Origin of the sequence: Pseudomonas sp. TKO26 (assembly GCF_003225665.1) — a bacterium.
Classification (GTDB): Bacteria; Pseudomonadota; Gammaproteobacteria; order Pseudomonadales; family Pseudomonadaceae; genus Aquipseudomonas; species Aquipseudomonas saponiphila.
This window is the reverse complement of the sequence record NZ_QKLN01000024.1, coordinates 17,527-40,795: the sequence shown is the minus strand read 5'-3', so window position 1 is coordinate 40,795 and position 23,269 is coordinate 17,527. Positions and strand designations below refer to the sequence as shown.

The window sequence follows — 23,269 nt, the reverse complement described above, 5'->3', positions numbered from 1 at the left end:
TCGGTGGGGGTGGCCGGGGTCCGGGCGCTGGTCCAGGACCATGACCGGGAGGGCTTGCAGGCCCAGACCCGACGGGACCTGGGGGCGGCCTTCGATCAGGCCTGGTCCCGGCAATTGCATGACCCCGAGCATGGGGTCATGGCCGGGGTGTATTACCTCGGCCGGCAGATCGAGAGCCAGCTGCAGGCGCCGGGTGAGGACGCCGCTGGCGTCGAGTCGCCCTGAGCGTAGCGGGGACGATCAGACCGGATCGGCCACGGATGCCAGCGGCACCTCATAGGCATCGACCCCGGCCGCATGGCGCCCGGCGATGTAGCCGAAGGTCATGGCCGGGCCCAGGTTGATGCCGCCGGAGGGATAGAACCCGCCCATCACGCTGGCCATGTCGGTGCCGACGGCATACAGCCCGGGGATCGCCGCGCCGGCCTGATCCAGCACCTGGGCCTGGGCATTGGTCTTGAGCCCGGCAAAGGTGCCGAAGCTGCCGGGCAGCACTTTAACCGCGTAGAACGGCCCCTGTTCGATAGGCGCCACGCAAGGGTTGGGGCCGGGGTGCAGGGCGTCGCCCTGCTTGCGGTTGTAGGGGGTCGAGCCGCGGCCGAACTCGGGGTCCTGGCCGTGGCGGGCGTGCTGGTTGAACTGCTGCACCGTGGCCGCCAGCGCCTGTGGGTCGATGCCGCATTGGCTGGCCAGGGCCTGGATCGAGTCGGCCCGCCGCAGGTAGCCGCTGCGCACCAGCGGGCCAACGGGGAGCGGGAAGGGGCGGGCATAGCCCAGGCCGTAGCGGCGCTGGAAGCGATGGTCGCAGATCAGCCAGGAGGCCACTTCCTCGCCCGCCGGGACTTTTTCGACCATGGCCGCGGTGTAGTCGTAGTAGCCGTCGGCCTCGTTGACGAAGCGCTTGCCGTTGGCCAGCACGCCGATCAGTCCGGGCTTGGCCCGGTCGATGATGTGGGGAAAGTGGCCGACGCTGCCGTCGGCGTGGCGCACCCGCGATACCGGGGCCCAGGCCACCGGGCTGGCGAGGTCCGTGGCCAGGACTGCGCCGGCGGTTTCAGCGAGGCGGATGCCATCTCCGGAGCAGCTCGGGGGCGGCAGCGCCAGATGCTCATCGACACCCGGCGCCCGGGGAAACAGCGCCTGGCGCCGGGCCGGGTCGTTGGCAAACCCGCCGGCGGCCAGCACCACGCCACGCCGGGCGCGGATTTCCCGCCGGCCTTGGGGCGTGTCCACCAGGGCGCCGTGCACCCCCTGTTCATCCCGTAGCAGCGAACGGGCCGGCGATGACTCCAGCAGACGCACTCCCAGGTCCTGGGCCGACTTCGCCAGCCGGCCGATCAGCGCCACGCCGTTGACCAGATGCATGGCTCGGCCATGCAGCGCCAGGTCCCGCAGGTGGCGGGCAAAACGCTTGGCGACATGCAGCAGCGACTTGAACGAACGGGTCATGCTGAGAAAGGCCCCGAGGTCGGCCCCGGCCATGATCGGCATGCCCAGGAACGAGGTTTCGCGCATGGTTCGACGCAGGCGTGCCAACAAGGGGCCGATGGCCCGGGCGTCATAGGGCGCGGCAATGACCTGATGACCCTCGATACCGGCGCCGGGCAACTGGCCGTGGATGTCCGGGATGCCGTTGCCATCGACGAATTGCAGGGCCGTGTGCTGCTCGAAGAAGGCCACCATCTGCGGCCCGTTATCCAGGAAGGCATCGATACGCGCAGGGTCATAGCGTTGGCCCAGCTCATGCTTGAGGTAGGTGCGCGGTTGCTGCGGGTCTTCATGGATGCCGGCGCGGCGTGCCAGGGGATTGCCCGGCACCCACATCCAGCCGCCGGACCAGGCACTGGCGCCACCAAAAGTGGAATCTTTTTCCACTACTATCACTTGCAGGCCGTGCCAGGCGGCGGTCACCGCAGAGGCCAGGCCGGCAGCGCCGGAGCCGATTACCAGCAGGTCACAGTCCAGTGGGGGAAGGAGGGCAGCAGGAGCTTCACTCAAGATGGCAGGCCTTTTTTACGGTATTTTGGAAAAATGGAATTATGTTCCGTTTTGTTGAAAAACTATTCCATAGCGCCAGGGAGGCTGTCAAACCGGTGCGCTTTATTTCGGGCAATGCGTTACGGGGCAATGCATTAGGGGCAAGGGGTGCGGCGCGGTGCGGCCATGCTCCGGCGGCAAGGGCTTCGGCGGGGCAAAAAAAACGCCGCGCTCCCGGCAAAGGGGCGCGGCGTCGTGGGGCCGTCGAAGGCCTCGGTGGGTCAGCTCACCACGCGGTAGCACGGCACATAGGCGGCGCCACCGGGCAGCTTCATGCGGTGCTGCTCGACGAAGGCTTTGAGCAGCTGGTCGAGGGGCTGCATGATCGCCGGGTCACCGTGGATGCTGTACGGGCCTTTCTGTTCGATCAGGCGGATGCCCTGGTCCTTGACGTTGCCGGCGACGATGCCGGAGAACGCCCGGCGCAGGTTGGCTGCCAGCTCGTGGGGCGCCAAGGCGTGGTTCAGTTGCAGGCCGGCCATATTCTCGTGGGTCGGATCGAAGGGGCGCTGGAAGCCCTCGTCGATCTTCAGCAGCCAGTTGAAGTGGAAGGCATCGTTGCGTTCGCGGCGGAACTGCTTGACGGTCTTGAGCCCCTCGGTCATCTGCCGGGCGACCTCCGCCGGGTTGTCGATGATGATCTGGTAGTGCTGCTGCGCTGATTCGCCCAGGGTCGCCAGGACAAAGGCATTGAGCTGTTCCAGATAGGGCGCGGCGCTCTTGGGCCCGGTGAGGATCACCGGGAACGGCAGGTCGCGGTTGTCCGGGTGCATGAGGATGCCCAGCAGGTAGAGGAACTCCTCGGCGGTGCCGGCGCCGCCGGGGAAGATGATGATGCCGTGGCCGACGCGGACGAAGGCCTCCAGGCGCTTCTCGATGTCCGGCAGGATCACCAGTTCGTTGACGATCGGGTTGGGCGCTTCGGCGGCGATGATTCCCGGTTCGGTCAGGCCCAGGTAGCGGCCGCCGCTCATGCGCTGCTTGGCATGGGCGATGGTGGCGCCTTTCATCGGGCCTTTCATCACGCCCGGGCCGCAGCCGGTGCAGATGTCCAGTTTGCGCAGGCCCAGCTCGTGGCCGACCTTCTTGGTGTACTTGTATTCCTCGGTGTTGATCGAGTGACCGCCCCAGCACACCACCATTTTCGGCTCGACGCCGGGGCGCAGGGTGCGGGCGTTGCGCAGCAGGTGGAAGACATAGTCGGTGATGCCCTGGGAGCTCTCCAGGTCGATGCGCTGGCTGTCCAGTTCGTTCTCGGTGTAGACGATGTCGCGCAGGGCGCTGAAGAGCATTTCCCGGGTGCTGGCGATCATTTCGCCGTCGACGAAGGCGTCGGCCGGCGCGTTGAGCAATTCCAGGCGCACGCCGCGATCCTGCTGGTGAATGCGCACTTCGAAGTCGTGGTAGGCGTCGAGGATGGTCTTGGCGTTGTCGACGTGGGCGCCGGTATTGAGAATGGCCAGGGCGCACTGGCGGAACAGGGTGTAGATGCTGCCGGAGCCGGCGGCGCTGAGTTGTTGCACTTCACGTTGCGAGAGGGTCTCCAGGCTGCCTTTCGGGCTCACCGAAGCATTGATCACGTGTCTTTGCGGCATTAATCCATTTCCTGAAATCGGCGCCACCGCGCCCAGTGCGGTCAGTGGCGAAAAAAACGGCGGGGCAGTGAACAGAGCCACCGGTACGGGGCTTGGTTTCCAGCGGCAGGGCAAGAAAGCAAACGTCGTTGCGAGATTGTTCGCTGTCTGAATCTACCTCAAGCGGGCCCGCTGTGGCTGGAAAAATGACGATCCGCGTCGTGAACGGCGTGTCAGCCCCCAGAAAATCAGGCAAAGGCCTGGCGCAGCAGTTCCGGCAGAATCTGTCCGGCCTTGCCCACCAGGCTGAATTCCTCGGGCTTCGTACAGGCCTGGGGCTGCGGATTGATGTGCACCACGCAGGCACCTTGCTCCAGCGCCAGTCGGGGGATCTGCGCCGCCGGCTGCACCAGACCCGAGGTGCCTACCGACAACAGCAGGTCGCATTCGCCTGCCGCTTTGAATGCCTCTTTGAGGATGTGCGGTGGCAGGGCTTCGCCGAACCACACCACCCCAGGGCGGATCTTGCCGTTGCAGCCGGTGCAACGGGGTGGCTCCAGGTTGCAACCCTGCTCCGGCAACAGGGGTTCTGGCAGTTCGCCGCTGAAGGGGCGGTTGCAGGCGAAGCACTTGGGGTGGTGCAGGCTGCCGTGCAGGTGCAGCACCGAGGGGCTGCCGGCGCGCTCGTGCAGGTCATCGACATTCTGGGTGACCAGGGTCAGGCGCGGTACGCGTCGGGCCAGTTCGGCAATCGCCAGGTGGGCCGGGTTGGGGCGGGCCTGGAGCACTTTCATGCGGCGCCATTCATACCAGCCCCAGACTAGCGCCGGGTCCTCGCGAAAGGCTTGGGGCGTGGCCAGCCGCGCCGGGTCGAAGTTCTCCCACAACCCGGTCAGGGCGTCGCGAAAGGTCGGGATGGCGCTTTCGGCCGAGACGCCGGCGCCAGTGAATACCACCAGATGCCGGGCCTGGGCCAGGCGTTGGGGATCGAACTCCATGGATGACCTGTCTCCCTTGTTGCGCTGATATCGGGGTCGCATTATCGCCAGCCGGTTCGGACCTGTCCGAAAAAAACACTGCGGGCGCATCGGGAATGAATTTATCGTCAAGCCGCCGCTCATAACTCTAGTCAGCGGTCCTGTCCGCGCAATGCTCAACTTTCCAGGGAGTGTCAGCCCCATGTGCCCAGCCTCATCCGTCAGCCCCGACGCCACCTCTCGCTTGATCCTGGTGGTGGAGGACGAACCGACGGTGTTGGAGTTCCTGTGCGAGATTCTGCAGGACGAGGGGTTTGCCACCGAGGCCATGGACAGTGCCGACCGGGCCTGGGAATTCCTGCAGCAACATGCCGCGGACGTGGCCCTGTTGCTGACCGATATCAGCATGCCCGGCACGCTCAACGGCGCCAGCCTGAGCAACCTGTGCGCTGAACGCTGGCCGTCGCTGCCGATCGTGGTGATGTCGGGTTTCGAAACCCCTGAGAGTTCCGGGGTGCGCTATCCGGTGTCCTTCATCCGCAAGCCCTGGACCATCGGCCAGATCCTCGACTGCGTGGCAGGCGCGTTGAAATCGGCCCAGGGTTGAGGCGTTGCGCCTCACCCCGGCCAATCGCCGGTGTTACTCCTTGACGCTCATGAACTCCTTGGCCCAGACAATGTAGTCCTCGGGCTGGGTGTAGGTATGGGCCAGTTCGGTGGCACTCAGGTCCGAGGCCTGGGTGAAGATCTGCCGCTGCTCGCGCAGGCAGTCGTAGGTGGCCTTGATCGCGGCGAAGTAGGCGGCATGGCCGTCCACTGCGATCTTCACTCCCAGCTCGGCCAGGCGCGCATCGTCGCGCAGTGCCGGGTTGCCGTAGGTCACCAGCATCAGCGGTACGCTCAGGTGCTCGGAGATCTGTTCCAGTTGCTCGAAATCACGGATGCCGACCATGCAGATGGCGTCGGCGCCTGCACGCTGGTACTGCTGGGTGCGGCTGATGATTTCCTGCACCGGGAGGATTCCGGCGTTGGTCCGGGCGATGATCGCCAGCTCGGTGTCGACCCGGGCTTCCAGGGCGGCGCGGATCTTGCCGACGCCTTCGGCCACGGAAATCAGGTCGGTGGATTTACGCCCGAACTGCGCCGGCAGCAGGGTGTCTTCGATGGTCAGCGCGGCGATGCCGGCCCGTTCCAGTTCCACCACGGTGCGCATCACGTTCAGCGCGTTGCCGTAGCCGTGGTCGGCGTCGGCGATCACCGGTAGCTGGGCCACGCGGCCGATGCGGGTGGCCTGCTCGGCGAATTCGCTGAGGGTGATCAGGGCGAAGTCGGGGGCCGCCAGCACCTGCAGCGAGGCCACGGAACCACCGAGGATGCCCACTTCGAAACCCAGGTCGGCGGCAATGCGCGCGGACATCGGGTCAAACACCGAAGCGGTGTGGTAGCAGGACGAGGAGGCGATCAGTTCACGGAAACCGCGGCGCAAATCTTGATGGGAAAGCCTGGACATAACAGCTCCGAGATAGGATCGAGAGATCGACCTTGGGGTCGAGTCAAATTTTGCAATCAGTTCCCTTGGTGAGCCGATGATCGAAAGGCTCACAGCGAAACGTTAGTTGGGCAGATGAAGGTGAAGCAAAGGGGGATAACAAGGCATCTGGGTCCCGCTCGGTTGGGTAAACCGGCAGGTTTATTATGCGAGGCCGACATAGCAGGACGAGGCTATCACGCTCCAACGCCGCAGTTGATGAGGAATTTGCATAGCATTATGCCGGACCGGCATTGGCATTTTTTTTGTTGACCGAATATTGCAGAGGCGACCGCCCCTTGTCGATCCGCGGCAAATCAACGAAGCTGCCGCGCCTCGAACGGTGCCTTCTGCGCCGGATAACGACTTGGTTCAGGGATGCAGGCAATGACGCTCAGGGTGTTGGTGGTGGGTGGCTATGGCAATTTCGGCAGCATTATCTGCCGCTATCTGATGCACCTGCCAGGGTTGCACCTGGTGCTCTCCGGGCGTGATCCACAAAAGCTTGCGGCCAAGCTCGACGCCTTGCGGGCCGAAGGCGCCCGGGCCTGCTCAGGCTGGTGCGGCGATGCCATGGGCGGGCAATGGGTCGCGGCGCTCAAGGAGCTGAACATCGACTGGGTGATCCATACCGGCGGGCCGTTCCAGGGCCAGTCCTATGCGGTGGCCGAGGGCTGTATCGAAGCCGGCGTCAACTACTGCGATCTGGCGGACTGCCGGCAATTCGTCGGTGGCATCGGCGCCCTCGACGCCCGGGCGCGGGCGGCCGGGGTAACGCTGCTGAGCGGTTGCAGTTCGGTGCCGACCTTGTCGACGGCGATCATCGATGAGCATCGCGGACGCTTTTCCCGCATCGAACGCATCGAGCACGGCATTTCCTCCTCAGCGAAAATGCCCGGCCTGTCGACCATTGAGGGGGTACTGGCCTATGCCGGTCGCCCGATCCTGCAACTCAAGGACGGCCGGCCGCACCCGGTGATCGGCTGGCAGGGCCTGACCCTGCGCACGTTGCCGGGGCTGGGCAGGCGCCTGGTGGCCAATGTCGATGTGCCGGACCTGGACCTGTTCGCCGAGCGTTACGGCGCTCACACCCTGAGCTTCAAGGCCGGTGCCGGGCTGAAGATCGCCGGGCTGGCCAACGCCTTGCTGGCGCAGGCCGTGAAGCTCGGCCTGGTGCGTGATCCGGCGCCCTGGGCCGCGCGCCTGCATCGCTGCGGCACCTGGTTCGAAGGTTTCGGCGACGGCCTCAGTGCGATGTACGTGGACGTGCATGGCCTGGGCCGGGACGGTCAGCCGCTGTCGATGTACGCCCAGCTGACCGCCACCCACGACCACGGCCCGGAGATCCCCAGCTGCGCGGCGGTGGCGGTGGTGCACAAGCTGTTGGCCGGCCACGTGCCGGCCCCGGGTGCCCGCTCCAGCGCCGGTGAGGTCAGCGTGCAGGAGTACCTGCGGGCGATCGATGATCCGGATCACCTGCAACTGCAGGTGAATTTCTCGCGCCCGCCGGTTTAGAGCCCACTCACCACTGCAGGGGCTTGGCGAAGTCCTTCCAGAACAGCCAGCGGCGCACTTCACGGTGTTCGCCGGTGCCGATCTGCCAGTCCGGGCGGCCGGCCTCCAGGTCGATCTTGACGATGATTCCGGCATAGGTCGCGGCCACCAGGGTCTTGCCGTCGGGGCTGATGTCCATGGCGGTGAGGGTCGAGCCGATGTAGTGCTGCCAGCGTTCCTCGCCGGTTTCGCTGAAGGCCCGCAGGTAGCCGTAGGCGTCGCCGATGATGAATTCGTCGCCCCGTGACGCCGCGGCATACACCCGGGCGCCTTCCTGCAGCACCGGGGTGCGCGGATCGTCGCTGTAGAAGTCGGTGGAGAGTCCCGGCAGGTCGGCCACCGCCACCCCCAGGCTGGCGCCGCCATAGAAATGGCAGGCGTTGAGCAGCAGGCGGTCGCCGCGCTGGTTGAAGCAGGCGAAGTGCGGATATTCGCTGGCAGGGCCGATCTGCGCGACCCGCTGCAAGCGGGCATCGAGCACCAGGTGCGAGCTGCTTTGCTCGCCGATGGCGATCCACTGGCCATCGGGAGACACCGCGCCATGCTCCATGCTCAGGCCGGTACTCAGGTCCTCGGGGGCGACGCCTTCGGCCAGCTCTTGCTGCAGGTCTTCCTGGCTCGGCAGCAAACGGGTGGCGCCTTCGGTGTGCAGGACGAAGATGCCGTCGGCGCTCACCAGCAGCACCCGGCGCCCGTCGGGGAAGGGGATCAGGCTGCTGGGGGTGGGGCGCCCACTGTCTTCCAGCTCCACGCCCGCCGGCAGGCCCGCGTGGGGATCGGGCCAGGGGAAGCTCGCCACTTGCGGACCGTTCCAGCCATCGGTGAGCTGGATGCCGTCAGCCCGGCCCCAGGCGAAATAACGCCGCTGCGGGCACATGCCGAAGCACTCCAGCTGTTCCAGGGTCTGGATCTGCTCGTCGCTGAGATGCACCACGAAGCCGCTCTCGTAGGGCGCACCGATGCGGGCCAGCAGGCTGCCGTCGGGCAGCAGTGCCAGGGTCGGAATCATCCGTCCCTGGCTTTCCAGGCGCGGGGTCAGCGGGAAGTGCGCCGGCGGCCAGTCCTGGCGGAAGGCCTGGCGCGCGGCTTCATCGTAAGGGGCCTGGTTGCTCGCTTCCAGGGCCGCCTGCCAGTCCTGCAACAGGTGCTCGGTATCGGGCATGTTGGGCTCCTTCAAGCCTTTCCAGCCCTCGCGGGTACCGGTTTCGACATAGCGGTTGATGTCGCGGGCATAGGTCAGCACGGCTTGCTGCCATTGCTGTTGCGGGGAGAGGTTGGAATTCGACAGGGACATGCGCACGGGACTCCTTGTGGCGCTGGAACAGGCGTAGCAGACCGGTGATGGACCGGAAAAGCGCGCAGTTTATCCCTTGGCGGCGGTTTTTTTTGCAATGGACCCACGTGCCGCTGTTCAAGGCGCGTAGGTGCTGACCCGATTGCGCCCGGCGTGCTTGGAGGCGTACAGCGCCTGGTCGGCCCATTCGATCAGGCAGCGGTGATCCCGGGCCGGGCGGTCGAGGCAGGCGATGCCCAGGCTGATGGTGAAGGCAATGGCCTGGCCGTTGTGGATCACCTCCTGCTGCTCCACCGACTGGCGCAGGCGCTCGGCCAGGGTCTGGGCTCCGGTCAGGTCGGTGTGGGGCAGGAGGATGGCGAATTCCTCGCCGCCATAGCGCCCGGCCACATCGCTGTCGCGCACGTGCTCGTGGATCAGTTGCGAGACACGCTGAATCACCGCGTCCCCGGCCTGGTGCCCATGGCGATCGTTGATCGACTTGAAGTGGTCGATGTCCAGCATCAGCAGGGCGATGGCGCTGCCGTGGCGGCTGTATTCGAATTCCAGGCGCTGCTCCCAGTGACCGCGGTTGAACAGTTGGGTCAGGTGATCGATGCGCGACAGGTGCTGCAACTGCCGGTTGGCCTGCTGCAGCGCCAGGCTGTTGATCGCCACGTCGGTGACGTCGTAGATCACCAGGCAGACGTGGTGGATCTCACTGTTGGACGAACGCAGCGGCAGCAGGGTGGTGTTCTGGTACATGAACTCGCCCTGGCCGGTGATCGGTTGGTAGTTCTTGAAGCGCACCAGGTACGGCCGTTGTTTCCAGATGGTGAAGGCCGGGGTGCCCAGGGCCACCACGCGACTCACCTTGCGGCGGAACCAGGGCCGCTCGACCTCGGGGAACAGCGCGAAGAACGACTGGTCGATGGCCTGTTTGGAGGGCACGCCGGAACGGTTTTCCATGAAGCTGTTCCACACCTGGACCTGGCATTCGAGGTCGAGCACCACGATCCCCACGTCGATGCTCTGGACCACCGCCAGCAACCAGTGCAGCTCACTGAAATCCATTCGCTTGGGCATGGCTCAACTCATCAGGTAGGCGAGTTTCTGTTCCAGGAGGGCCATGGAGTCCTCGGTGAACAGCAGCAACAGGTCGAAGTGGATGTTCTGTTCCTCCAGGCTGTAGCTGATCTCCACTGCCTGGGTCTGGTTCCAGCGTTGCTGGTTGAGCAGGATCAATTCGTCGATGGTGGTGTGCTCCCCCAGAACCTGGGGATGGCCCACGGAAAAGAACACGTCCAGCTGTTCGGCGATGCTGCTCAGGCAGGCACCGATCAACACGCTGGACAGGTCGATCAGCACTTCCATTTCCTGGTAGGGATCGGTGCCTTGTTCCATCAGTTGGGCGATGTCCGCCACTTCCGAGTCGTAGAACATCAGCAAGGCTTCGCCGGCAATGCCGCTGCCGATGTAGCCCTGGCAGATGGCGGTCAATTGCCGGGCACGATTGGCGTCCGCCAGGAGCATCTGCAATTCGCCGGCTTCGAGCACGTTGACGTGGGGAATCGGCAGGTGCACGAACACATCCAGGACCTTGGCGATCAGCGCCGCGGCGTAGCCCATGGAGACGTTGACGGTTTCCCGGAAGGCGTCGCGAAAGGTCACCAGGGGGGCCGGCGAGGGCGCTATCGGGTGCTTGGGCGGCGGGCTGTCCAGCAGTTGCAGTTGCTTGAGCAGGGCGCGCAGTTGCTGGGGGTCGAAGGGTTTCTTGAGAAAGGCCAGGGCGCCCAGCTCGCGGGTGCGGCGCACGGCTTCTTCCTGGACATCGCCGGAGATGACGATGATCTGCGCGTCGATGCCTTCCTCCTGCACCGCGCTCAACACCTGGTAACCGTCCATGACCGGCATGGTCAGGTCCAGCAGCGCCACCTTGCCCAAGCCCCGGCGCAGCGCCTCCAGGCCCTCGCGACCGTTGCAGGCCTGGGTCACGGACACCTGCCACTCGCTGGGCAAGGTCTGCAGCACCTGCTTTCTGGCCATGCTCGAGTCATCGCAGACGAGGAGGGGGATCATCGGGGTCGGACGCTCATTCGAAAAAATCCGTGGCGGGATAGTGTTCGGGAATGTGGCGAGTTGCCGCTTTAATCAGTGTGTTGCCGGGCTGTCCGTGCCGCGCCGCACTATAGTTCGCCGAGCGTCGGCAGAACAAGTAGCGGGTCATTGAGTTATTTGTTCCAGATCATTGTTCGCTGGATTCAAGTGCCAGGTGATGGCCTGGCCTGCGCTTTCGACAGTGAGCCCTGGGCATGAAGGGCTCTCTATCCGCACATCGCTCCAGGGCGCTCGACGTTTGCCCGCGCCCTTGCGCGGGCAGCCCGGTTGCTGGCCCATATATGCAACAAAACCTTACGCGCCAGGCCGTCCGATTCGACTTTAAAAACGCCGCAGCGCGGATTTTGCGCCGCCTGGGGCGCTGGCGGCGCTCACGTGGGGGGGCGGCGCAGAAAAATGTCAGATTTTGAGTCCCGGCCTGGACCTTTTCCGGCAATGCGCAATCATTACTGCGTGGAAAACATAAGGAGAGACGCATGTTCATTCGGTCATTGACCCTCGCTACTCTGCTCGCTGTCGCCGGACCTGTCCTGGCTGCCGACAACGATGGCCCACTGACCCAGGACCTGGGCAAATCACGGCCATTGATCGTGATCGCCCCCAGCACCGTCGACCCGACCCTGGTCAGCCTGAAAAAGTCCCTGGACGAGCCGGCAACCCGTCAAGCCTTCAACGAACGCAATATGGTCCTGTACACGGTGATCAACACCATCGGCCAGCGCGATGGCAAGGACATCGACCCGCAATCCACCATGGCCCTGATCCGCAGCCTCAAGCTCGGCGCCGGGGCGCAGACCAAGGTGATCCTGGTGGGCAAGGACGGCGAGAAGAAGCTGGAGCACTCCGGGGCGATTGAGCTCAAGGAAGTCTTCACCGCCGTCGACCAGTTACCGGCCGCGGAGAAGCAAGCCGCTGCGCCGGCCCCGGCTCCCGAGCCTGAAGCCAAGCCGGCCAACGCCAAAGCCGCCAAAGCCGCCAAGCCCGCCGCCGCTCCCAAGGCCCTGGACGATTGATCCGGGGTGCCGGGGCGGGCCCGGGCCGCGCTCCGGTGTCGTTCAAGCAGCGTTGAGGATCTGCTCCAGGCCCTGAACGATCTGCTCCACGTCAGCTTCATCGATCACCAAGGGCGGCAGCAGGCGAATGGTCTTGCTGCGGGTGACATTGATCAGCAAACCGTGATCCCTCGCGGCGATCTGCACCAGGTCCCGCGGCATGTCGCGCAACTCGATGCCAACCATCAGGCCCCGCCCGCGAATCTCCAGGACCTGGGCATGGCCCTGCAACTCTTCCCGCAGGCGCCGCAACAGCAGCGCACCCTGGCGCTCGGCATTGGCCAGCAGATGTTGCTCCTCGATGATCTCCAGCACGGTGCAGGCCGCCCGACAGGCCAGGGGGTTGCCGCCAAAGGTGCTGCCGTGGCTGCCAGGGGTGAAGAGTTGCGCGGCCTTGCCCCGGGCCAGGCAGGCGCCGATGGGAATACCGTTGCCCAAGCCCTTGGCCAGGGTCATCACATCCGGCACCACGCCTTCGTGCTGGCAGGCGAACCAGCGTCCGGTACGGCCGACGCCACTCTGGATCTCGTCGAGCATCAGCAGCCAGTTGCGCCGGGTGCACAGCTCGCGCACGGCCTTGAGGTAGCCGGCGGGCGCCAGGCGGATGCCGCTCTCGCCCTGGATCGGCTCCAGCAACACGGCGCAGATGCGTGGGCCGTGCTCGGCGGCGAGCGCCTCCAGGGCCTTGAGGTCCGCGAAGGGCACCCGGAGAAAATCCCCTGGCAACCGGCCGTAGTTCAGGCGCACGGCGGGCCCGTCGCTGGCCGCCAGGGTGCCCAGGGTACGACCATGGAAGGCGTCCCCCATGACCACCACCAGGGGCTGTTCGATGCCCTTGTGCCAGCCGTGCAGCCGCGCCAGCTTGAGCGCGGTTTCGTTGGCCTCGGCGCCCGAGTTGTTGAAAAAGGCCCGGTCCATCCCGGCCAGCGCGGTCAGTCTGGCTGCCAGCTGTTGCTGCCAGTGAATGTCGTACAGGTTGGAGCTGTGCAGCAACAGGCCGGCCTGTTCGCTGATGGCCTTGACCAGTTTGGGGTGGGCGTGGCCGATAGCCGTTACCGCGACCCCGGCGATGGCGTCCAGGTATTCGCGACCGGCCTGGTCCCAGAGTCGGCTGCCCAAACCCTTGCAGAAGCTCAGGGCCAGGGGCTGGTAGGTGCTCATCAGGCAGGCGGCGGTCATGGCGGGCGACTCCATCTTGTTGGGGGGTGCGGCCAGTATCGTTAGTCACCCAGGCTAGATAAACTCGCCATTTCTTTAATCATCTTCAAGTCAGGGTTGATAATGGATCTGTTCCAGGCGATGTCGGTGTACGTCAAGGTGGTGGAGGCGGGGAACATGACCGCCGCCGCCCGGGAATGCGGGATGTCCACCACCATGGTGGGCAACCACCTGCGGGCGTTGGAGCAGCGTCTCGGGGTGCGCCTGCTCAACCGCACGACGCGACGCCAGCGCCTCACCGACTTCGGCAGCGACTATTACCAGCGCTGCCTGGCGGTACTGGGGCTGGTGGCGGATTCCGAGCGTCTGGCAGAACAGGCTCAGGGCGAGCCCACCGGCACCTTGCGCATCACCGCGCCGCTGACGTTTGGCACCGAGCGCCTGGCGCCGGCCCTCAGCGAGTTCCGGCAACGCTGTCCCGAGGTCAAGGTGGAACTGACCCTGGCCAACCAGCGCTTCGACTTGACCGACGGCACCTTCGATGTGGCCGTGCGCCTGGGCAACCTGGACAACTCCTCGCTTATCGCCCGGCGCCTGCAGGATTACACCCTGAGTATCTGCGCCGCGCCGGAGTACCTGGAGCGCTGTGGTACGCCGCAAGTCCCGGAAGACCTGCAGCACCACAACTGCCTGGCATTTGCCTACCCGGCCGGTGACGAATGGAGTTCCACCGCCACCCAGTGGCCGTTGCGCGGGCCCGAGGGCGATGTACTGATTCCGGTGTCCGGCTCGCTGCTGACCAACACCTCGTCCGGCCTGCACCACGCAGCCCGGGGCGGCCTGGGGCTGGTGATGATGCCCGATGCGCTGGTGGAGGAGGACCTGCAGCAGGGCCGGCTGGTGCAGGTGCTGCAGGATTATCAATTGCCGTTTCGGACCATGCACCTGCTGTATGCCCAGGACCGCTACCGCCTGCCCAAGCTGCGCAGCTTCGTCGAATTCGCCCTGGAGAAGTGGGGGCGTCAGGCCGATTCGGCGGCCAGCAGCATCATCGCTGCCGACAAGGTATGAGCGTCGGTGATCCGGCCAGCGGCGATCATCGCCAGCAGCTCCTGGCGGCTGACCCACAGCACATGGTCCACCTCGCCGTCGGTGGCGGCGCTCTGCTGCTCGGTGACCTGCACCTGACACACCGCCACCGCGCTGGCGATCAGCGAGGTATTGCTGTGCAGCAAGCCCAGTTGGCGCACGGACGAAGCCTGCCGGCCGGTTTCTTCCAGCAGCTCCCGGACCGCGGCGTCACAGGCGCTTTCCCCGGCATCGATGGCGCCCCGGGGAAACTCGATGGACTGGCCGCCAATGGCCCGGCGCTTGAGCTCGACCAGCATCAGCCGGCCATCGGCCAGGGTTGGCACGGCCACCACGCCGTTGACCGCCTGGGCTTCCTTGATGATGAAGTAGCCGTTTTCGCGGACCACCTTGAAGTAGGGGGTTTGCAGCAGGCATTGGTTGTCGGGGGTGGAACTCATGGGCGCTATTACTCCAGGAAACAACGATCGAACAGGTACAGCTCGGTGGGCTTGAGGCTCTCCACCGTGGCTTGCGGGCGGCCGCCATCGCCGCTTTTCTTGCGCCCGGTTTCCTGCAGGTAACCGGCTTCGCTCATCTTCAGCAGGCGCTGGCGGATGCTGGTCTTGAGCACCGGCCGTTGCAGCACCCGGGAGAAGATGCTCACCGCCTCGGGGGCGCTGAATTCCTGGCCGAGAAACATCAGCGGCAGGCTGCTGTACAGGGATTTGGAAAACAGCCGATCCCTGGTCTGGGCCACCAGGCTGTTGTGGTCGAACGGCAACTTGAAGGCGCCGCTGGCCACCTCGCCAAGGGCAAAGAAACCCTGCTGCGGACCCGGCTGCACCGGGTCGCTGACGATACCCAGGTAGAAGGTCGAGGACGACCAGCAGCGCGGGTCGCGGAAGGCGTCGCCCACGGTGCCCACCTGTTCCAGCCAGGCCAGGGGCATGTCCACTTTGCTTGAGCGGCGCAGGCGTTCCACGGCGTCATTCAGGCTGCGGTCCTCGACATCGCCGTTGACCACGATGCCCGGCAGCGCCCAGTGCCCGGCGAAAGGCTCGCTGTCCCGTTGGTGAAGGAGAATTTCCAGCTCGCAGCGCTCGCGGTTGTAGCGCAGCAGGCACAGGTCGATGGTGTGCAGGTAGGCGCTGGGGAGGGTGGTGCGGTCGTGCATATCAACTTCCGTGGACGGCGTAGAGGCCGTAGTTTAGCGGATTCATGCCCGGCGCCAGCCACTGTTTGGGCGGTGTTTCGCCTCGGGCCAGGCACTGGCGCAACACGCTGCTGCGCACCCCGGGCTGCTCCTCGATACAGAGGATGGAAAAGCGTTGCAGCAGCTCCTTGCCGCGATGGAACCTGGGCAACTGCCGCGCCACGTCTTCACCCACCACCAGGGCGATGCGCTTGCCGTCCAGGGCCAGGTCGTCGGCCAGGCGTTGCAGCAGGTTGAAGCTGTAGACCGGTCCCGGATCGGCCAGGGCCAGCTGGCGCTCCAGGCGGCTGACCGCCAGTTCGGCGCTGCACTCGGGTTGCAGGTGCGCGGTGATCGCCTGCAGCCAGCTGGCCCGTTGCTCGAAATCGGCCATGCGTTTGCCATCCGGGTGGCGAAAGCTGGGCACCACAAGAACCCGGCGAGCGTGGCGCGCGGCTTCGAGCATCACCTGGGCGTGTCCGGCGTGGGGCGGGTTGAAGGCACCGCCATAGAGAGCCAGTTCAAACATCTGCTTTTTCTCGATTGGTACATGACGTGTACCTTAGCATCGCTTCTGTCTGTGGAACATCTTCTTTTTAAGCTGTATTTTTCATGGCTTTGCATCAGGTTAATAAAAATAAAATGCGCGGGGGCTTGCCATGAAAGTACATGACATGTACTTTGTGCTCCATGCAGAGGAGAGACCCAGCATGAACAGCCAAACGATGAAGACCGCTTCCTTCGATGTCGATGCGCAAAAGAGCTTCACCCCGCTGTGCCCGGACGAGCTGCCCGTGGCCGAAGGCGACCGCATCGGTGGCGAACTGAATTTCATGGCGACCCTGGCCAGCCTGCGCATTGGCAGCAAGGACGCCCACAGCCCCCAGGCGCCCTGGGTGGTGGCCGAGCACGCACAGATGCTCCAGCCCACCGGCCTGGAACACGCCGACCTGACCTGGGTCAGCCACTGCGTACCGGGCACCGCGGGCTTCAGCTTGCTGGACGAATTGCCCACGCCCTATGACTACGACTACTTCGTGTGGAAGGGCGTGGAACCGGACCTGCACCCCTACGGCGCCTGCTACCACGACCTGCACGGCAAGCTCTCTACCGGGGTCATCGAGTACCTCAACAGCCAGGGCGTGCAACAGGTCATCGTCGGCGGCCTGGCCCTGGATTTCTGCGTCAAGACCACCGCCCTGCAGCTGGCCGCCGCCGGTTTCAAGGTGATCATCCACCTGCCGGCATGCCGGGCCATCAGCGCCGAGGGCGCTACCCAGGCCATTGCCGACATGCAACAAGCGGGCATCGCGGTTGCCGCGACCCGCGAAGAAACCGCCAGACTGGCCAAGGCTTGAGGAGTCATCATGGAAAGTGCATTCGACCGTAACAACGGCGTGATCCAGAGCCTGCTGGACACCGACTACTACACCTTCACCATGATGCAGGCGGTGCTGCACCAGCACCCCAATGTCGACGTGGAATACCAGTTCATCGTGCGCTCCAGAGAGTCCTTGGTGCACCTGATTCCCGAGATCCGCCAGGAGCTGGAAAAGCTCGCCGGCCTGCAGATGCGCGAAGGCGAACAGCGCTTTCTGTTCAACAAGCGCTTTCGTGAATACCTGACTCCGGATTTCGAGCAGTTTCTCGGCCTGTTCCGCTTCAATCTGCGCTACATCCACGTGGCCGCCGTCGATGGCCAGCTGAGCATCCGCGTCCGTGGCCCGATGCTGCACTGCATCATGTTCGAGCAGCCGGTGCTGGCCATGGTCAGCGAGCTGCGCAACCGTGATAAATACCCCGAGGTGGAGCTGGAGGACGTCACCCGCCGGCTCTACCAGAAGTTCGAATGGCTGGAGAAAAACGCCAGCCGCGAGGAACTCGCCGAGTTCCGCGTCTCGGATTTCTCCACCCGCCGGCGCCTGTCGTTCAAGGCCCAGCGCGAAGTGGTGAAGATCATGCGCAGCGATTTCCCCGGGGTCTTCGTCGGCACCAGCAATGCCCACCTGGCCTATGAGTTCGACCTGCCGCTGATCGGCACCATGGCCCACCAGTGGTTGATGGTGCACCAGCAACTGGGCCGGCTGCGGGAAAGCCAGAACGCCGCCCTGGAGAACTGGGTGCACGAGTACCGCGGGCGCCTGGGCATTGCCTTGACCGACTGCATCAGCACCGATTTCTTCCTCAAGGATTTCGACCTGTACTTCGCCAAGCTCTACGACGGCCTGCGCCAGGATTCCGGCGACCCGATTCTCTGGGCCGACAAGGTCCTGGCCCGCTACCGCGAACTGGGCGTCGACCCGCGGACCAAGGACCTGATGTTCTCCGATGGCCTGAACTTCGAGAAATGCCTGCCGATCCTGCGCCACGTGCGCGGCCAGGCCAGGTTCGGTTTTGGCATGGGCACCAGCCTGGCTTGCGACGTCGAAGGCGTCGAGCCACTGAGCATCGTGATGAAGCTGGTGCGGGTGCACGGTGAGCCGGTGGTGAAGTTTTCCGACGACCCGATCAAGAACGTCTGTGAAGACCCGTCGTTCCTGCGCTACGCGGCCCAGGTGTTCAGCGTCAACCTTGCCCACTCGCCCCTGGAGGCCTGACATGAGCAACCCGACCCAAGAACGTATCGCCCGGGAACTGGGCATCGACCGGCAACTGGTGCGCGGTGGCGAGGCCGCCGAGATCGCCCGGCGCGTGGACTTTATCCAGCAAGTGCTGCGCGAGTCCGGTTGCGGCAGCCTGGTGCTGGGCATCAGCGGCAGGGTGGATTCCCTGACCGCCGGCCGCCTGTGCCAGCTGGCGGTGGAGCAACTGCGTGGGGCAGGGTATGAGGCGCGTTTTATCGCCATGCGCCTGCCCTATAGAAGCCAGGCGGATGAAAGCGATGCCCAGGCGTCCCTGGACTTCATTGGCCCGGACAGCATCAGCACCTGCAACATTGCCGATAGCGTCGATGGAATGATGAGCCAGGTGCGGATCGACGGCTTGCAGCCTTCGCCGGCCCTTACGGATTTTGCCAAGGGCAACGTCAAGGCCCGGGCGCGGATGATCGCCCAGTACGCGGTGGCCAATTTCAGCAACGGCCTGGTGGTGGGCACCGACCATGGCGCCGAGGCGCTGATGGGCTTCTTCACCAAGTATGGGGATGGCGCTTGCGACCTGGCGCCGCTGTCAGGCCTGACCAAGACCCAGGTGCGGCTGCTGGCCGATGCCCTCGGCGCCCCGAAGCATCTGGTGCACAAGGCGCCCACCGCGGACCTTGAGGAACTGGCCCCGGGCAAGCTGGATGAAACGGCCTACGGTTGCAGCTACGAAGAAATTGACGCTTATCTGATGGGCGAGCCCGTCACCGACGCAGTGCGCCACCTGATCGAACGTGCCTACCTGCGCACGGCCCACAAACGCGCCTTGCCACGGGCGCCCGCGTCAACCGGCGCATAGCAACGGACTTGTGTTGTTCGCCGGATCGCCTTCGCCGGCAAGCCGGCTCCTACAGAGCGCGCTACACCGAATCCCGTAGGAGCCAGCTTGCTGGCGAAGGGGCCAGCATGCTCGCCTTCGCCAACCAGCCGGCTCCCAGGTGCTCGCGCCGTACCGATCAGCGTGAGAGCTGGCTGGCCAGCGAAGGGCCCCAGCCAACCACCACCGGCCTTCGGTTGTTCAATCCGGCCATTTGCGCAACGCCGCCCGGCAATCTTCGATCAACTCCGGCATATGCTCGCGCACCTCGGGCCAACCCAGCAGCGCCAGGGCTTCGCGGGCAGCTTCGCGCAGTGGCTGCCATTGCGGATGCTGGAAGCCGTTGTCTTCCAGGGTTACTCCGTAAGCCTCCCGGCACAGCGCTTCACAGCCGCGCAACAGCGCCTGCAAGTGCGACAGCAGATGCGGCGCCAGATTGGCCGGAAAATGCGTCACGAAACCGTCCAGGTATTCCAGGTAGTCGGACCACAGATTGCACTCGGCGCAGCAGCCGATTTCCTCGCGTTGCCGTTCGGCTTCCAGGGCGAGGAACTCCAAGGCCGGGCCCAGCTCTCCCAGCAGGATGATCTTTTGGTACTCGTCCTGGCCGTACCAGCTCCAGACATTCGAGGCGAGGGGCGCGCTGCAGTGGGACGGTGTTTCACTCATGTTGTCTGTCTTTGTCTTGGGTCGTCGGCACAGGCTGCCAGCCCTCGGGCCAGCGGTCGCTGAACGAATGGCTGGTCGGCATCAGGGCCGGGTCACGGTTTTCATCGAAGCAGCCCAGCAGCAGGGCAATGCTCGGCTCGTCATCGACAGCCCCCAGCGTGCTGCCACATTCCCTGCAGAACGCCCGGCTCGAATAGTCCGACGATCTGAAGGTTGCTGGTGCGCCGCCGAGGCCGGTCCAGGTCACCCGCTCGCGGGGGAACTCGACCCACGCCACAGTCAGCGCACCGCTGTGCCGCTGGCACAGTTCGCACGAGCAGGTGTGAGGATTGGCGGCCGGTCCCCGAGCCTCGAAGCGGATCTGCCCGCACAGGCAGCCGCCTTGGTAGATCGTTTCGCTCATGTGCTCTTCCTGAGTGGGGCGGGTGTCGGCGCGAATCTAGCATGCCGGGGGGATGATTGAAGCTCGGCAGCGGCGGGCTTCCATGAGGCTGCTTGCAGCCGCTGGTGGAGGTGGCCCACAACGACGCAGTCGACGCAAACAACCAGGCCTGACTCGCCGGGCAGCCCGCCAGTCAGGCCCGGCATCTTGTTGCGCCGGTATGCCGCCCGAGCCGTTCGCGGGCTGCGTCAGTGGTTGCAGGAGGGTGGTTGGTCCCTCAGCGCAGCTTTTCCAGCATCTGGTAGTACCACATGCCCGCCGCCAGCATCGGGTTGCCCAACTGGTCGCCGAAGGGCACGCGGATGTGCTGGCAGGCGGCGAAGGTGTCGTAGTGGCCGAGGTGGCCGGTCAGGGCCTCGGCCATGATCTCGCCCATGATGTGGCTGGTGGCCACGCCGTGCCCGGAGTAGCCCTGGCAGTACCAGACGTTGTCCGAGAGCTTGCCCAGTTGCGGGATGCGGTTGATCACGATGCCCATGGCGCAGCTCCACTGGAAGTCGATGGCCACGCCCTTGAGCGCCGGGAAGGTGCGTTCGATGCAAGGGCGCAGTTCGCCGGCGATGTCTCGCGAGTCCTTGCCGCTGTAGTTGGCGCCGCCGCCGAACAGCAGGCGGCCGTCGGCGGTCATGCGGTAGTAGTCGAGCACGAAGCGGCAGTCGTAGACCGCCAGGTCCTCGGGGTTCAGGCGCTTGGCCAGGTCGCCCAGCGGCTCGGTGGTGACGATGCCGCCCATGGCCGGGAAGATCTTGCCCTTGAGTTTTTTCGGCTCCAGCTTGTGGTACACGTCGCCGGCCAGCAGCACTTGCTTGGCGTTGATGCGGCCCTGGGCGGTGATCACCGCCGGGTGTTCACCGTGGACGATCTCCAGCACCTGGCTGTGTTCGAAGATCAGTGCTCCCAGGCTTTCGGCGGCCCGGGCTTCGCCGAGGCACAGGTTCAGCGGGTGCAGGTGCAGGTTGCGGGTGTTCTTGATGGCGCCGTGGTAGAGCTGGGTTTCCAGCAGGTCGCACACCTGGGCCCGGTCCAGCAGGCTGACTTCGTCGCCCATGCCGCGGCGCACGGCTTCTTCATAGTCGGCGCGCAGGCCGGGCAGGTGGCTGGGCTTGTAGGCGGCGTGCAGGTGGCCATGCTTGAGGTCGCAGGCGATGGCGTATTTCTCCACCCGTTGCTGGATGATCCGGTGCCCGCGCCAGCGCAGATTCCAGATGAAATCATCGACCTCCTGGCCGAGGCTGCGGCCCATCTGCTTGCGCATGGCCGCGTCGCCGGAAAGGCTGCCGGTGACCTGGCCGCCGTTGCGCCCGCTGGCGCCCCAGCCGATCTTGTGGCTTTCGACGATGGCCACCTTGAGGCCGCGTTCGGCCAGTTCCACCGCGCTGGCGACGCCGGTGAAGCCGCCGCCGATGATCACCACATCCACTTGATGGGTGCCTTGCAGGGTCGGGTAATGGGTTTCCTGATTCAGGGTGGCGCTGTAGTAGCTGGGGCAGCGCTCGGCTGCCGGGGTCCGCGGATCGAAGGCGGCGTTCATGGACAAATCCTCGTAGACAATCAACCGGTCGGCGTGGCGGCGACCGGAGGTTCAGGTGTGTCGGTGATCTGGCGAGCCCGGCTCGGGTCAGGCAAGGCGGCCTGCCGAGCCAGACGCGCAGATCGTCGCTGGGGGGCTCAGGCCTGGGTCAGGTACCAGCGCCAGTCCTGCTCGCCGACTTCGGCCATGAACTGGCGGTACTCGGCGCGCTTGACCGCCAGGTACACCCCGAGGAACTCACTGCCCAGGGCATCTCGGGCCCAGGCCGATTGCTCCAGGGCGGTCAGCGAGGTCAGCCAGTCGGTGGGCAGCAACTCGGTGGCTTGGGCATAGCCGTTGCCTTCTACCGGATCCCCCGGATCGAGGTGTTCGCGCAGGCCGCGGTGCACCCCGGCGAGAATCGCCGCTGCCGCGAGATAAGGGTTGGCATCGGCGCCGCAGATGCGGTGTTCGATGTGCCGACTGTTGGCCGGGCCACCGGGCACTCGCAGGCTCACGGTGCGGTTGTCGACGCCCCAGGTGGGGGCCAGGGGCGCGTAGCTGTTGGCCTGGAAGCGCCGGTAGGAGTTGGCGTTGGGGCAGAACAGCAGCAGGGAGTCGAGCAGGGACGCAAGCATGCCGCCAACGGCCTGACGCAGCAGCGGGGTGCCGGCCGGGTCCTCGGAGGCAAACAGGTTGTGGCCCGCCGCGTCGGCAATGCTCACATGCATGTGCATGCCGGTGCCGGCCAGGTGGTCGAAGGGCTTGGCCATGAAGGTGGCCTGCATTCCGTGTTTGTGGGCTATCGCCTTGACCAGGCGCTTGTAGCGCACGGCCTGGTCCATGGCCTGCAGGGCATCGCCATGTTCCAGAGTGATTTCCACCTGGCCCGGGGCGTATTCGGAAATTGCCGTGCGCGCCGGAATGCCCTGCAGCTTGCAGGCCGCGTAGAGGTCGGCAAGGAACGGCTCGATCTGCTCCAGCTCGCGCAGGCCGTAGACCTGGGTGCTGCGCGGACGACCGCCATCGGCGTCCAGGGCCGGTTGTGGCCGGCCATTGCCGTCGCGCTTGGCGTCCAGCAGGTAGAACTCCAGCTCGCAGGCCATTACCGGGTGGTAGCCCTCGGCCTTGAGCCCGTCGATGACCTTGATCAGCAGGTGGCGCGGATCGGCGATGCTGGCGGGCATGCCCTCCTGCGGGTGCATGCTGACTTGCACCGCGGCAGTGGGAATCTGCCGCCAGGGCAGGCGCACCAGACTGCCGGCCAGCGGGTAGGCGCGGCAGTCGATATCGCCGACGTCCCACACCAGCCCGGAGTTCTCGACATCGTCGCCATTGAGGGTCAGGCCGAGGATGGTGCTGGGCAGCGGCCGGCCGCTTGCATACACCGCCAGCAGTTCTTCGCGGTGCAGCAGCTTGCCCCGGGGCACGCCGTTGGCGTCGAGGATGAAGAGTTCGATCATGTCGATATCGGGGTTGGCGGCCAGGAAGTCACGGGCTTCGTCGAGGGCGGCAAATTTCATCGGGATTCTCGCTTGCGCCATTGGGGCGCGCAGGTTTTCAGGTCCTGCAACGACGCCGCGCACGGCTCGGTTGCAAGGGCAGAAATCAGTTCTGGGGCGTTACGCGCGAGGCGCGCGATCAGGCCGCAAGCGAGT

At 65.3% G+C, this 23,269-nt stretch carries 22 protein-coding genes and 1 pseudogene; 8 read left to right on the top strand and 15 right to left on the bottom strand.

Annotated features, from left to right (window positions below; genetic code table 11):
• Positions 1-225, top strand: a pseudogene (locus DNK59_RS23875) (hypothetical protein); the annotation flags it as partial.
• 15 nt (positions 226-240) lie between these two features.
• Here the strand turns inward: DNK59_RS23875 and DNK59_RS23870 are convergent.
• The 3 genes from DNK59_RS23870 to DNK59_RS23860 all read right to left on the bottom strand — a co-directional run bounded on the left by DNK59_RS23870 (position 241) and on the right by DNK59_RS23860 (position 4,609).
• A complete protein-coding gene (locus DNK59_RS23870) occupies positions 241-1,998 on the bottom strand; it encodes an FAD-dependent oxidoreductase (protein ID WP_110724868.1) in 1,758 nt (585 codons plus the stop codon).
• A 260-nt stretch (positions 1,999-2,258) separates the two neighbouring features.
• Positions 2,259-3,632: a nucleotide 5'-monophosphate nucleosidase PpnN gene (ppnN, locus tag DNK59_RS23865; RefSeq protein WP_092315619.1), complete on the bottom strand. Its 1,374-nt coding sequence runs from the start codon at positions 3,630-3,632 to the stop codon at positions 2,259-2,261.
• A 227-nt stretch (positions 3,633-3,859) separates the two neighbouring features.
• Positions 3,860-4,609, bottom strand: coding sequence for an NAD-dependent deacylase (locus tag DNK59_RS23860; protein ID WP_110724867.1), 750 nt, complete (start codon positions 4,607-4,609; stop codon positions 3,860-3,862).
• Positions 4,610-4,790: 181 nt separating this feature from the next.
• Between DNK59_RS23860 and DNK59_RS23855 the strand changes: the two genes are divergently transcribed.
• Entirely contained in the window at positions 4,791-5,195 is a 405-nt protein-coding gene (locus tag DNK59_RS23855; protein ID WP_110724866.1) for a response regulator, read from the top strand.
• A 33-nt stretch (positions 5,196-5,228) separates the two neighbouring features.
• Here the strand turns inward: DNK59_RS23855 and DNK59_RS23850 are convergent, their stop codons facing one another.
• Entirely contained in the window at positions 5,229-6,098 is an 870-nt protein-coding gene (locus DNK59_RS23850; protein WP_060838771.1) for an oxaloacetate decarboxylase, read from the bottom strand.
• 405 nt (positions 6,099-6,503) lie between these two features.
• Here DNK59_RS23850 and DNK59_RS23845 point away from each other — a divergent pair, with 405 nt between their 5' ends.
• On the top strand, positions 6,504-7,631 hold the full coding sequence (locus tag DNK59_RS23845; RefSeq protein ID WP_110724865.1) for a saccharopine dehydrogenase family protein: 1,128 nt from the start codon (positions 6,504-6,506) through the stop codon (positions 7,629-7,631).
• A gap of 7 nt (positions 7,632-7,638) precedes the next feature.
• Here DNK59_RS23845 and DNK59_RS23840 read toward each other — a convergent pair whose 3' ends face one another.
• The 3 genes from DNK59_RS23840 to DNK59_RS23830 all read right to left on the bottom strand — a co-directional run bounded on the left by DNK59_RS23840 (position 7,639) and on the right by DNK59_RS23830 (position 11,022).
• Positions 7,639-8,964 (bottom strand): YncE family protein, encoded by a 1,326-nt coding sequence (locus DNK59_RS23840; protein WP_110724864.1) that lies wholly within the window; start codon positions 8,962-8,964, stop codon positions 7,639-7,641.
• A gap of 117 nt (positions 8,965-9,081) precedes the next feature.
• Complete coding sequence (locus DNK59_RS23835) at positions 9,082-10,029, bottom strand: diguanylate cyclase (RefSeq protein WP_092315609.1); 948 nt, start codon at positions 10,027-10,029, stop codon at positions 9,082-9,084.
• A gap of 3 nt (positions 10,030-10,032) precedes the next feature.
• Entirely contained in the window at positions 10,033-11,022 is a 990-nt protein-coding gene (locus tag DNK59_RS23830; protein WP_092315607.1) for a response regulator, read from the bottom strand.
• Between the two features lie 515 nt (positions 11,023-11,537).
• Here DNK59_RS23830 and DNK59_RS23825 point away from each other — a divergent pair.
• Positions 11,538-12,074 carry a DUF4174 domain-containing protein gene (locus tag DNK59_RS23825; protein WP_110724863.1) on the top strand — a complete coding sequence of 179 codons (537 nt, stop codon included), beginning with the start codon at positions 11,538-11,540 and terminating at the stop codon, positions 12,072-12,074.
• Between the two features lie 42 nt (positions 12,075-12,116).
• Here DNK59_RS23825 and DNK59_RS23820 read toward each other — a convergent pair whose 3' ends face one another.
• The gene (locus DNK59_RS23820; protein ID WP_110724862.1) at positions 12,117-13,292 is read right to left on the bottom strand and encodes an aspartate aminotransferase family protein; all 1,176 of its coding nucleotides are present in this window, start codon (positions 13,290-13,292) and stop codon (positions 12,117-12,119) included.
• 102 nt (positions 13,293-13,394) lie between these two features.
• Between DNK59_RS23820 and DNK59_RS23815 the strand changes: the two genes are divergently transcribed.
• Positions 13,395-14,342, top strand: coding sequence for a LysR family transcriptional regulator (locus DNK59_RS23815; RefSeq protein WP_110724861.1), 948 nt, complete (start codon positions 13,395-13,397; stop codon positions 14,340-14,342).
• Here DNK59_RS23815 and DNK59_RS23810 read toward each other — a convergent pair.
• Genes DNK59_RS23810 through DNK59_RS23800 form a run of 3 tightly spaced genes read right to left on the bottom strand, consistent with a single transcriptional unit; the run spans position 14,294 to position 16,063 of the window.
• Positions 14,294-14,800 (bottom strand): NUDIX hydrolase, encoded by a 507-nt coding sequence (locus DNK59_RS23810; protein ID WP_060843260.1) that lies wholly within the window; start codon positions 14,798-14,800, stop codon positions 14,294-14,296. The genes DNK59_RS23815 and DNK59_RS23810 overlap by 49 nt on opposite strands.
• 8 nt (positions 14,801-14,808) lie before the next feature.
• On the bottom strand, positions 14,809-15,516 hold the full coding sequence (locus DNK59_RS23805) for an NUDIX hydrolase (protein WP_110724860.1): 708 nt from the start codon (positions 15,514-15,516) through the stop codon (positions 14,809-14,811).
• Position 15,517: 1 nt separating this feature from the next.
• Positions 15,518-16,063 (bottom strand): adenylyltransferase/cytidyltransferase family protein, encoded by a 546-nt coding sequence (locus DNK59_RS23800; RefSeq protein ID WP_092315597.1) that lies wholly within the window; start codon positions 16,061-16,063, stop codon positions 15,518-15,520.
• 181 nt (positions 16,064-16,244) lie between these two features.
• Here DNK59_RS23800 and DNK59_RS23795 point away from each other — a divergent pair, with 181 nt between their 5' ends.
• Genes DNK59_RS23795 through nadE form a run of 3 tightly spaced genes read left to right on the top strand, consistent with a single transcriptional unit; the run spans position 16,245 to position 18,972 of the window.
• A complete protein-coding gene (locus DNK59_RS23795) occupies positions 16,245-16,892 on the top strand; it encodes a nicotinamidase (RefSeq protein WP_110724859.1) in 648 nt (215 codons plus the stop codon).
• Positions 16,893-16,901: 9 nt separating this feature from the next.
• Positions 16,902-18,131: a nicotinate phosphoribosyltransferase gene (pncB, locus tag DNK59_RS23790; RefSeq protein WP_110724858.1), complete on the top strand. Its 1,230-nt coding sequence runs from the start codon at positions 16,902-16,904 to the stop codon at positions 18,129-18,131.
• Position 18,132: 1 nt separating this feature from the next.
• A complete protein-coding gene (nadE, locus tag DNK59_RS23785; RefSeq protein ID WP_110724857.1) occupies positions 18,133-18,972 on the top strand; it encodes an ammonia-dependent NAD(+) synthetase in 840 nt (279 codons plus the stop codon).
• Between the two features lie 219 nt (positions 18,973-19,191).
• On the opposite strand, the gene DNK59_RS23780 is transcribed toward nadE, so the two are convergent.
• The 4 genes from DNK59_RS23780 to DNK59_RS23765 form a co-directional block, all read right to left on the bottom strand.
• Positions 19,192-19,659 (bottom strand): hypothetical protein, encoded by a 468-nt coding sequence (locus tag DNK59_RS23780; RefSeq protein ID WP_110724856.1) that lies wholly within the window; start codon positions 19,657-19,659, stop codon positions 19,192-19,194.
• The gene (locus DNK59_RS23775; RefSeq protein WP_110724855.1) at positions 19,652-20,062 is read right to left on the bottom strand and encodes a GFA family protein; all 411 of its coding nucleotides are present in this window, start codon (positions 20,060-20,062) and stop codon (positions 19,652-19,654) included. Before DNK59_RS23775 ends, DNK59_RS23780 begins: the two co-directional genes overlap by 8 nt.
• Before the next feature lie 256 nt (positions 20,063-20,318).
• A complete protein-coding gene (locus tag DNK59_RS23770) occupies positions 20,319-21,632 on the bottom strand; it encodes an FAD-binding oxidoreductase (RefSeq protein ID WP_110724854.1) in 1,314 nt (437 codons plus the stop codon).
• A 137-nt stretch (positions 21,633-21,769) separates the two neighbouring features.
• Complete coding sequence (locus tag DNK59_RS23765; RefSeq protein WP_110724853.1) at positions 21,770-23,134, bottom strand: glutamine synthetase family protein; 1,365 nt, start codon at positions 23,132-23,134, stop codon at positions 21,770-21,772.
• Positions 23,135-23,269 lie beyond the last annotated feature (135 nt).

Excerpts from the sequence above, each read along its gene's own strand:
- ppnN (WP_092315619.1), bottom strand. The coding sequence starts at position 3,632 with ATGCCGCAAAGACACGTGATCAATGCTTCGGTGAGCCCGAAAGGCAGC.
- DNK59_RS23860 (WP_110724867.1), bottom strand. The coding sequence starts at position 4,609 with ATGGAGTTCGATCCCCAACGCCTGGCCCAGGCCCGGCATCTGGTGGTA.
- DNK59_RS23855 (WP_110724866.1), top strand. The coding sequence starts at position 4,791 with ATGTGCCCAGCCTCATCCGTCAGCCCCGACGCCACCTCTCGCTTGATC.
- DNK59_RS23850 (WP_060838771.1), bottom strand. The coding sequence starts at position 6,098 with ATGTCCAGGCTTTCCCATCAAGATTTGCGCCGCGGTTTCCGTGAACTG.
- DNK59_RS23845 (WP_110724865.1), top strand. The coding sequence starts at position 6,504 with ATGACGCTCAGGGTGTTGGTGGTGGGTGGCTATGGCAATTTCGGCAGC.
- DNK59_RS23840 (WP_110724864.1), bottom strand. The coding sequence starts at position 8,964 with ATGTCCCTGTCGAATTCCAACCTCTCCCCGCAACAGCAATGGCAGCAA.
- DNK59_RS23835 (WP_092315609.1), bottom strand. The coding sequence starts at position 10,029 with ATGCCCAAGCGAATGGATTTCAGTGAGCTGCACTGGTTGCTGGCGGTG.
- DNK59_RS23830 (WP_092315607.1), bottom strand. The coding sequence starts at position 11,022 with ATGATCCCCCTCCTCGTCTGCGATGACTCGAGCATGGCCAGAAAGCAG.
- DNK59_RS23825 (WP_110724863.1), top strand. The coding sequence starts at position 11,538 with ATGTTCATTCGGTCATTGACCCTCGCTACTCTGCTCGCTGTCGCCGGA.
- DNK59_RS23820 (WP_110724862.1), bottom strand. The coding sequence starts at position 13,292 with ATGACCGCCGCCTGCCTGATGAGCACCTACCAGCCCCTGGCCCTGAGC.
- DNK59_RS23815 (WP_110724861.1), top strand. The coding sequence starts at position 13,395 with ATGGATCTGTTCCAGGCGATGTCGGTGTACGTCAAGGTGGTGGAGGCG.
- DNK59_RS23810 (WP_060843260.1), bottom strand. The coding sequence starts at position 14,800 with ATGAGTTCCACCCCCGACAACCAATGCCTGCTGCAAACCCCCTACTTC.
- DNK59_RS23805 (WP_110724860.1), bottom strand. The coding sequence starts at position 15,516 with ATGCACGACCGCACCACCCTCCCCAGCGCCTACCTGCACACCATCGAC.
- DNK59_RS23800 (WP_092315597.1), bottom strand. The coding sequence starts at position 16,063 with ATGTTTGAACTGGCTCTCTATGGCGGTGCCTTCAACCCGCCCCACGCC.
- DNK59_RS23795 (WP_110724859.1), top strand. The coding sequence starts at position 16,245 with ATGAACAGCCAAACGATGAAGACCGCTTCCTTCGATGTCGATGCGCAA.
- pncB (WP_110724858.1), top strand. The coding sequence starts at position 16,902 with ATGGAAAGTGCATTCGACCGTAACAACGGCGTGATCCAGAGCCTGCTG.
- nadE (WP_110724857.1), top strand. The coding sequence starts at position 18,133 with ATGAGCAACCCGACCCAAGAACGTATCGCCCGGGAACTGGGCATCGAC.
- DNK59_RS23780 (WP_110724856.1), bottom strand. The coding sequence starts at position 19,659 with ATGAGTGAAACACCGTCCCACTGCAGCGCGCCCCTCGCCTCGAATGTC.
- DNK59_RS23775 (WP_110724855.1), bottom strand. The coding sequence starts at position 20,062 with ATGAGCGAAACGATCTACCAAGGCGGCTGCCTGTGCGGGCAGATCCGC.
- DNK59_RS23770 (WP_110724854.1), bottom strand. The coding sequence starts at position 21,632 with ATGAACGCCGCCTTCGATCCGCGGACCCCGGCAGCCGAGCGCTGCCCC.
- DNK59_RS23765 (WP_110724853.1), bottom strand. The coding sequence starts at position 23,134 with ATGAAATTTGCCGCCCTCGACGAAGCCCGTGACTTCCTGGCCGCCAAC.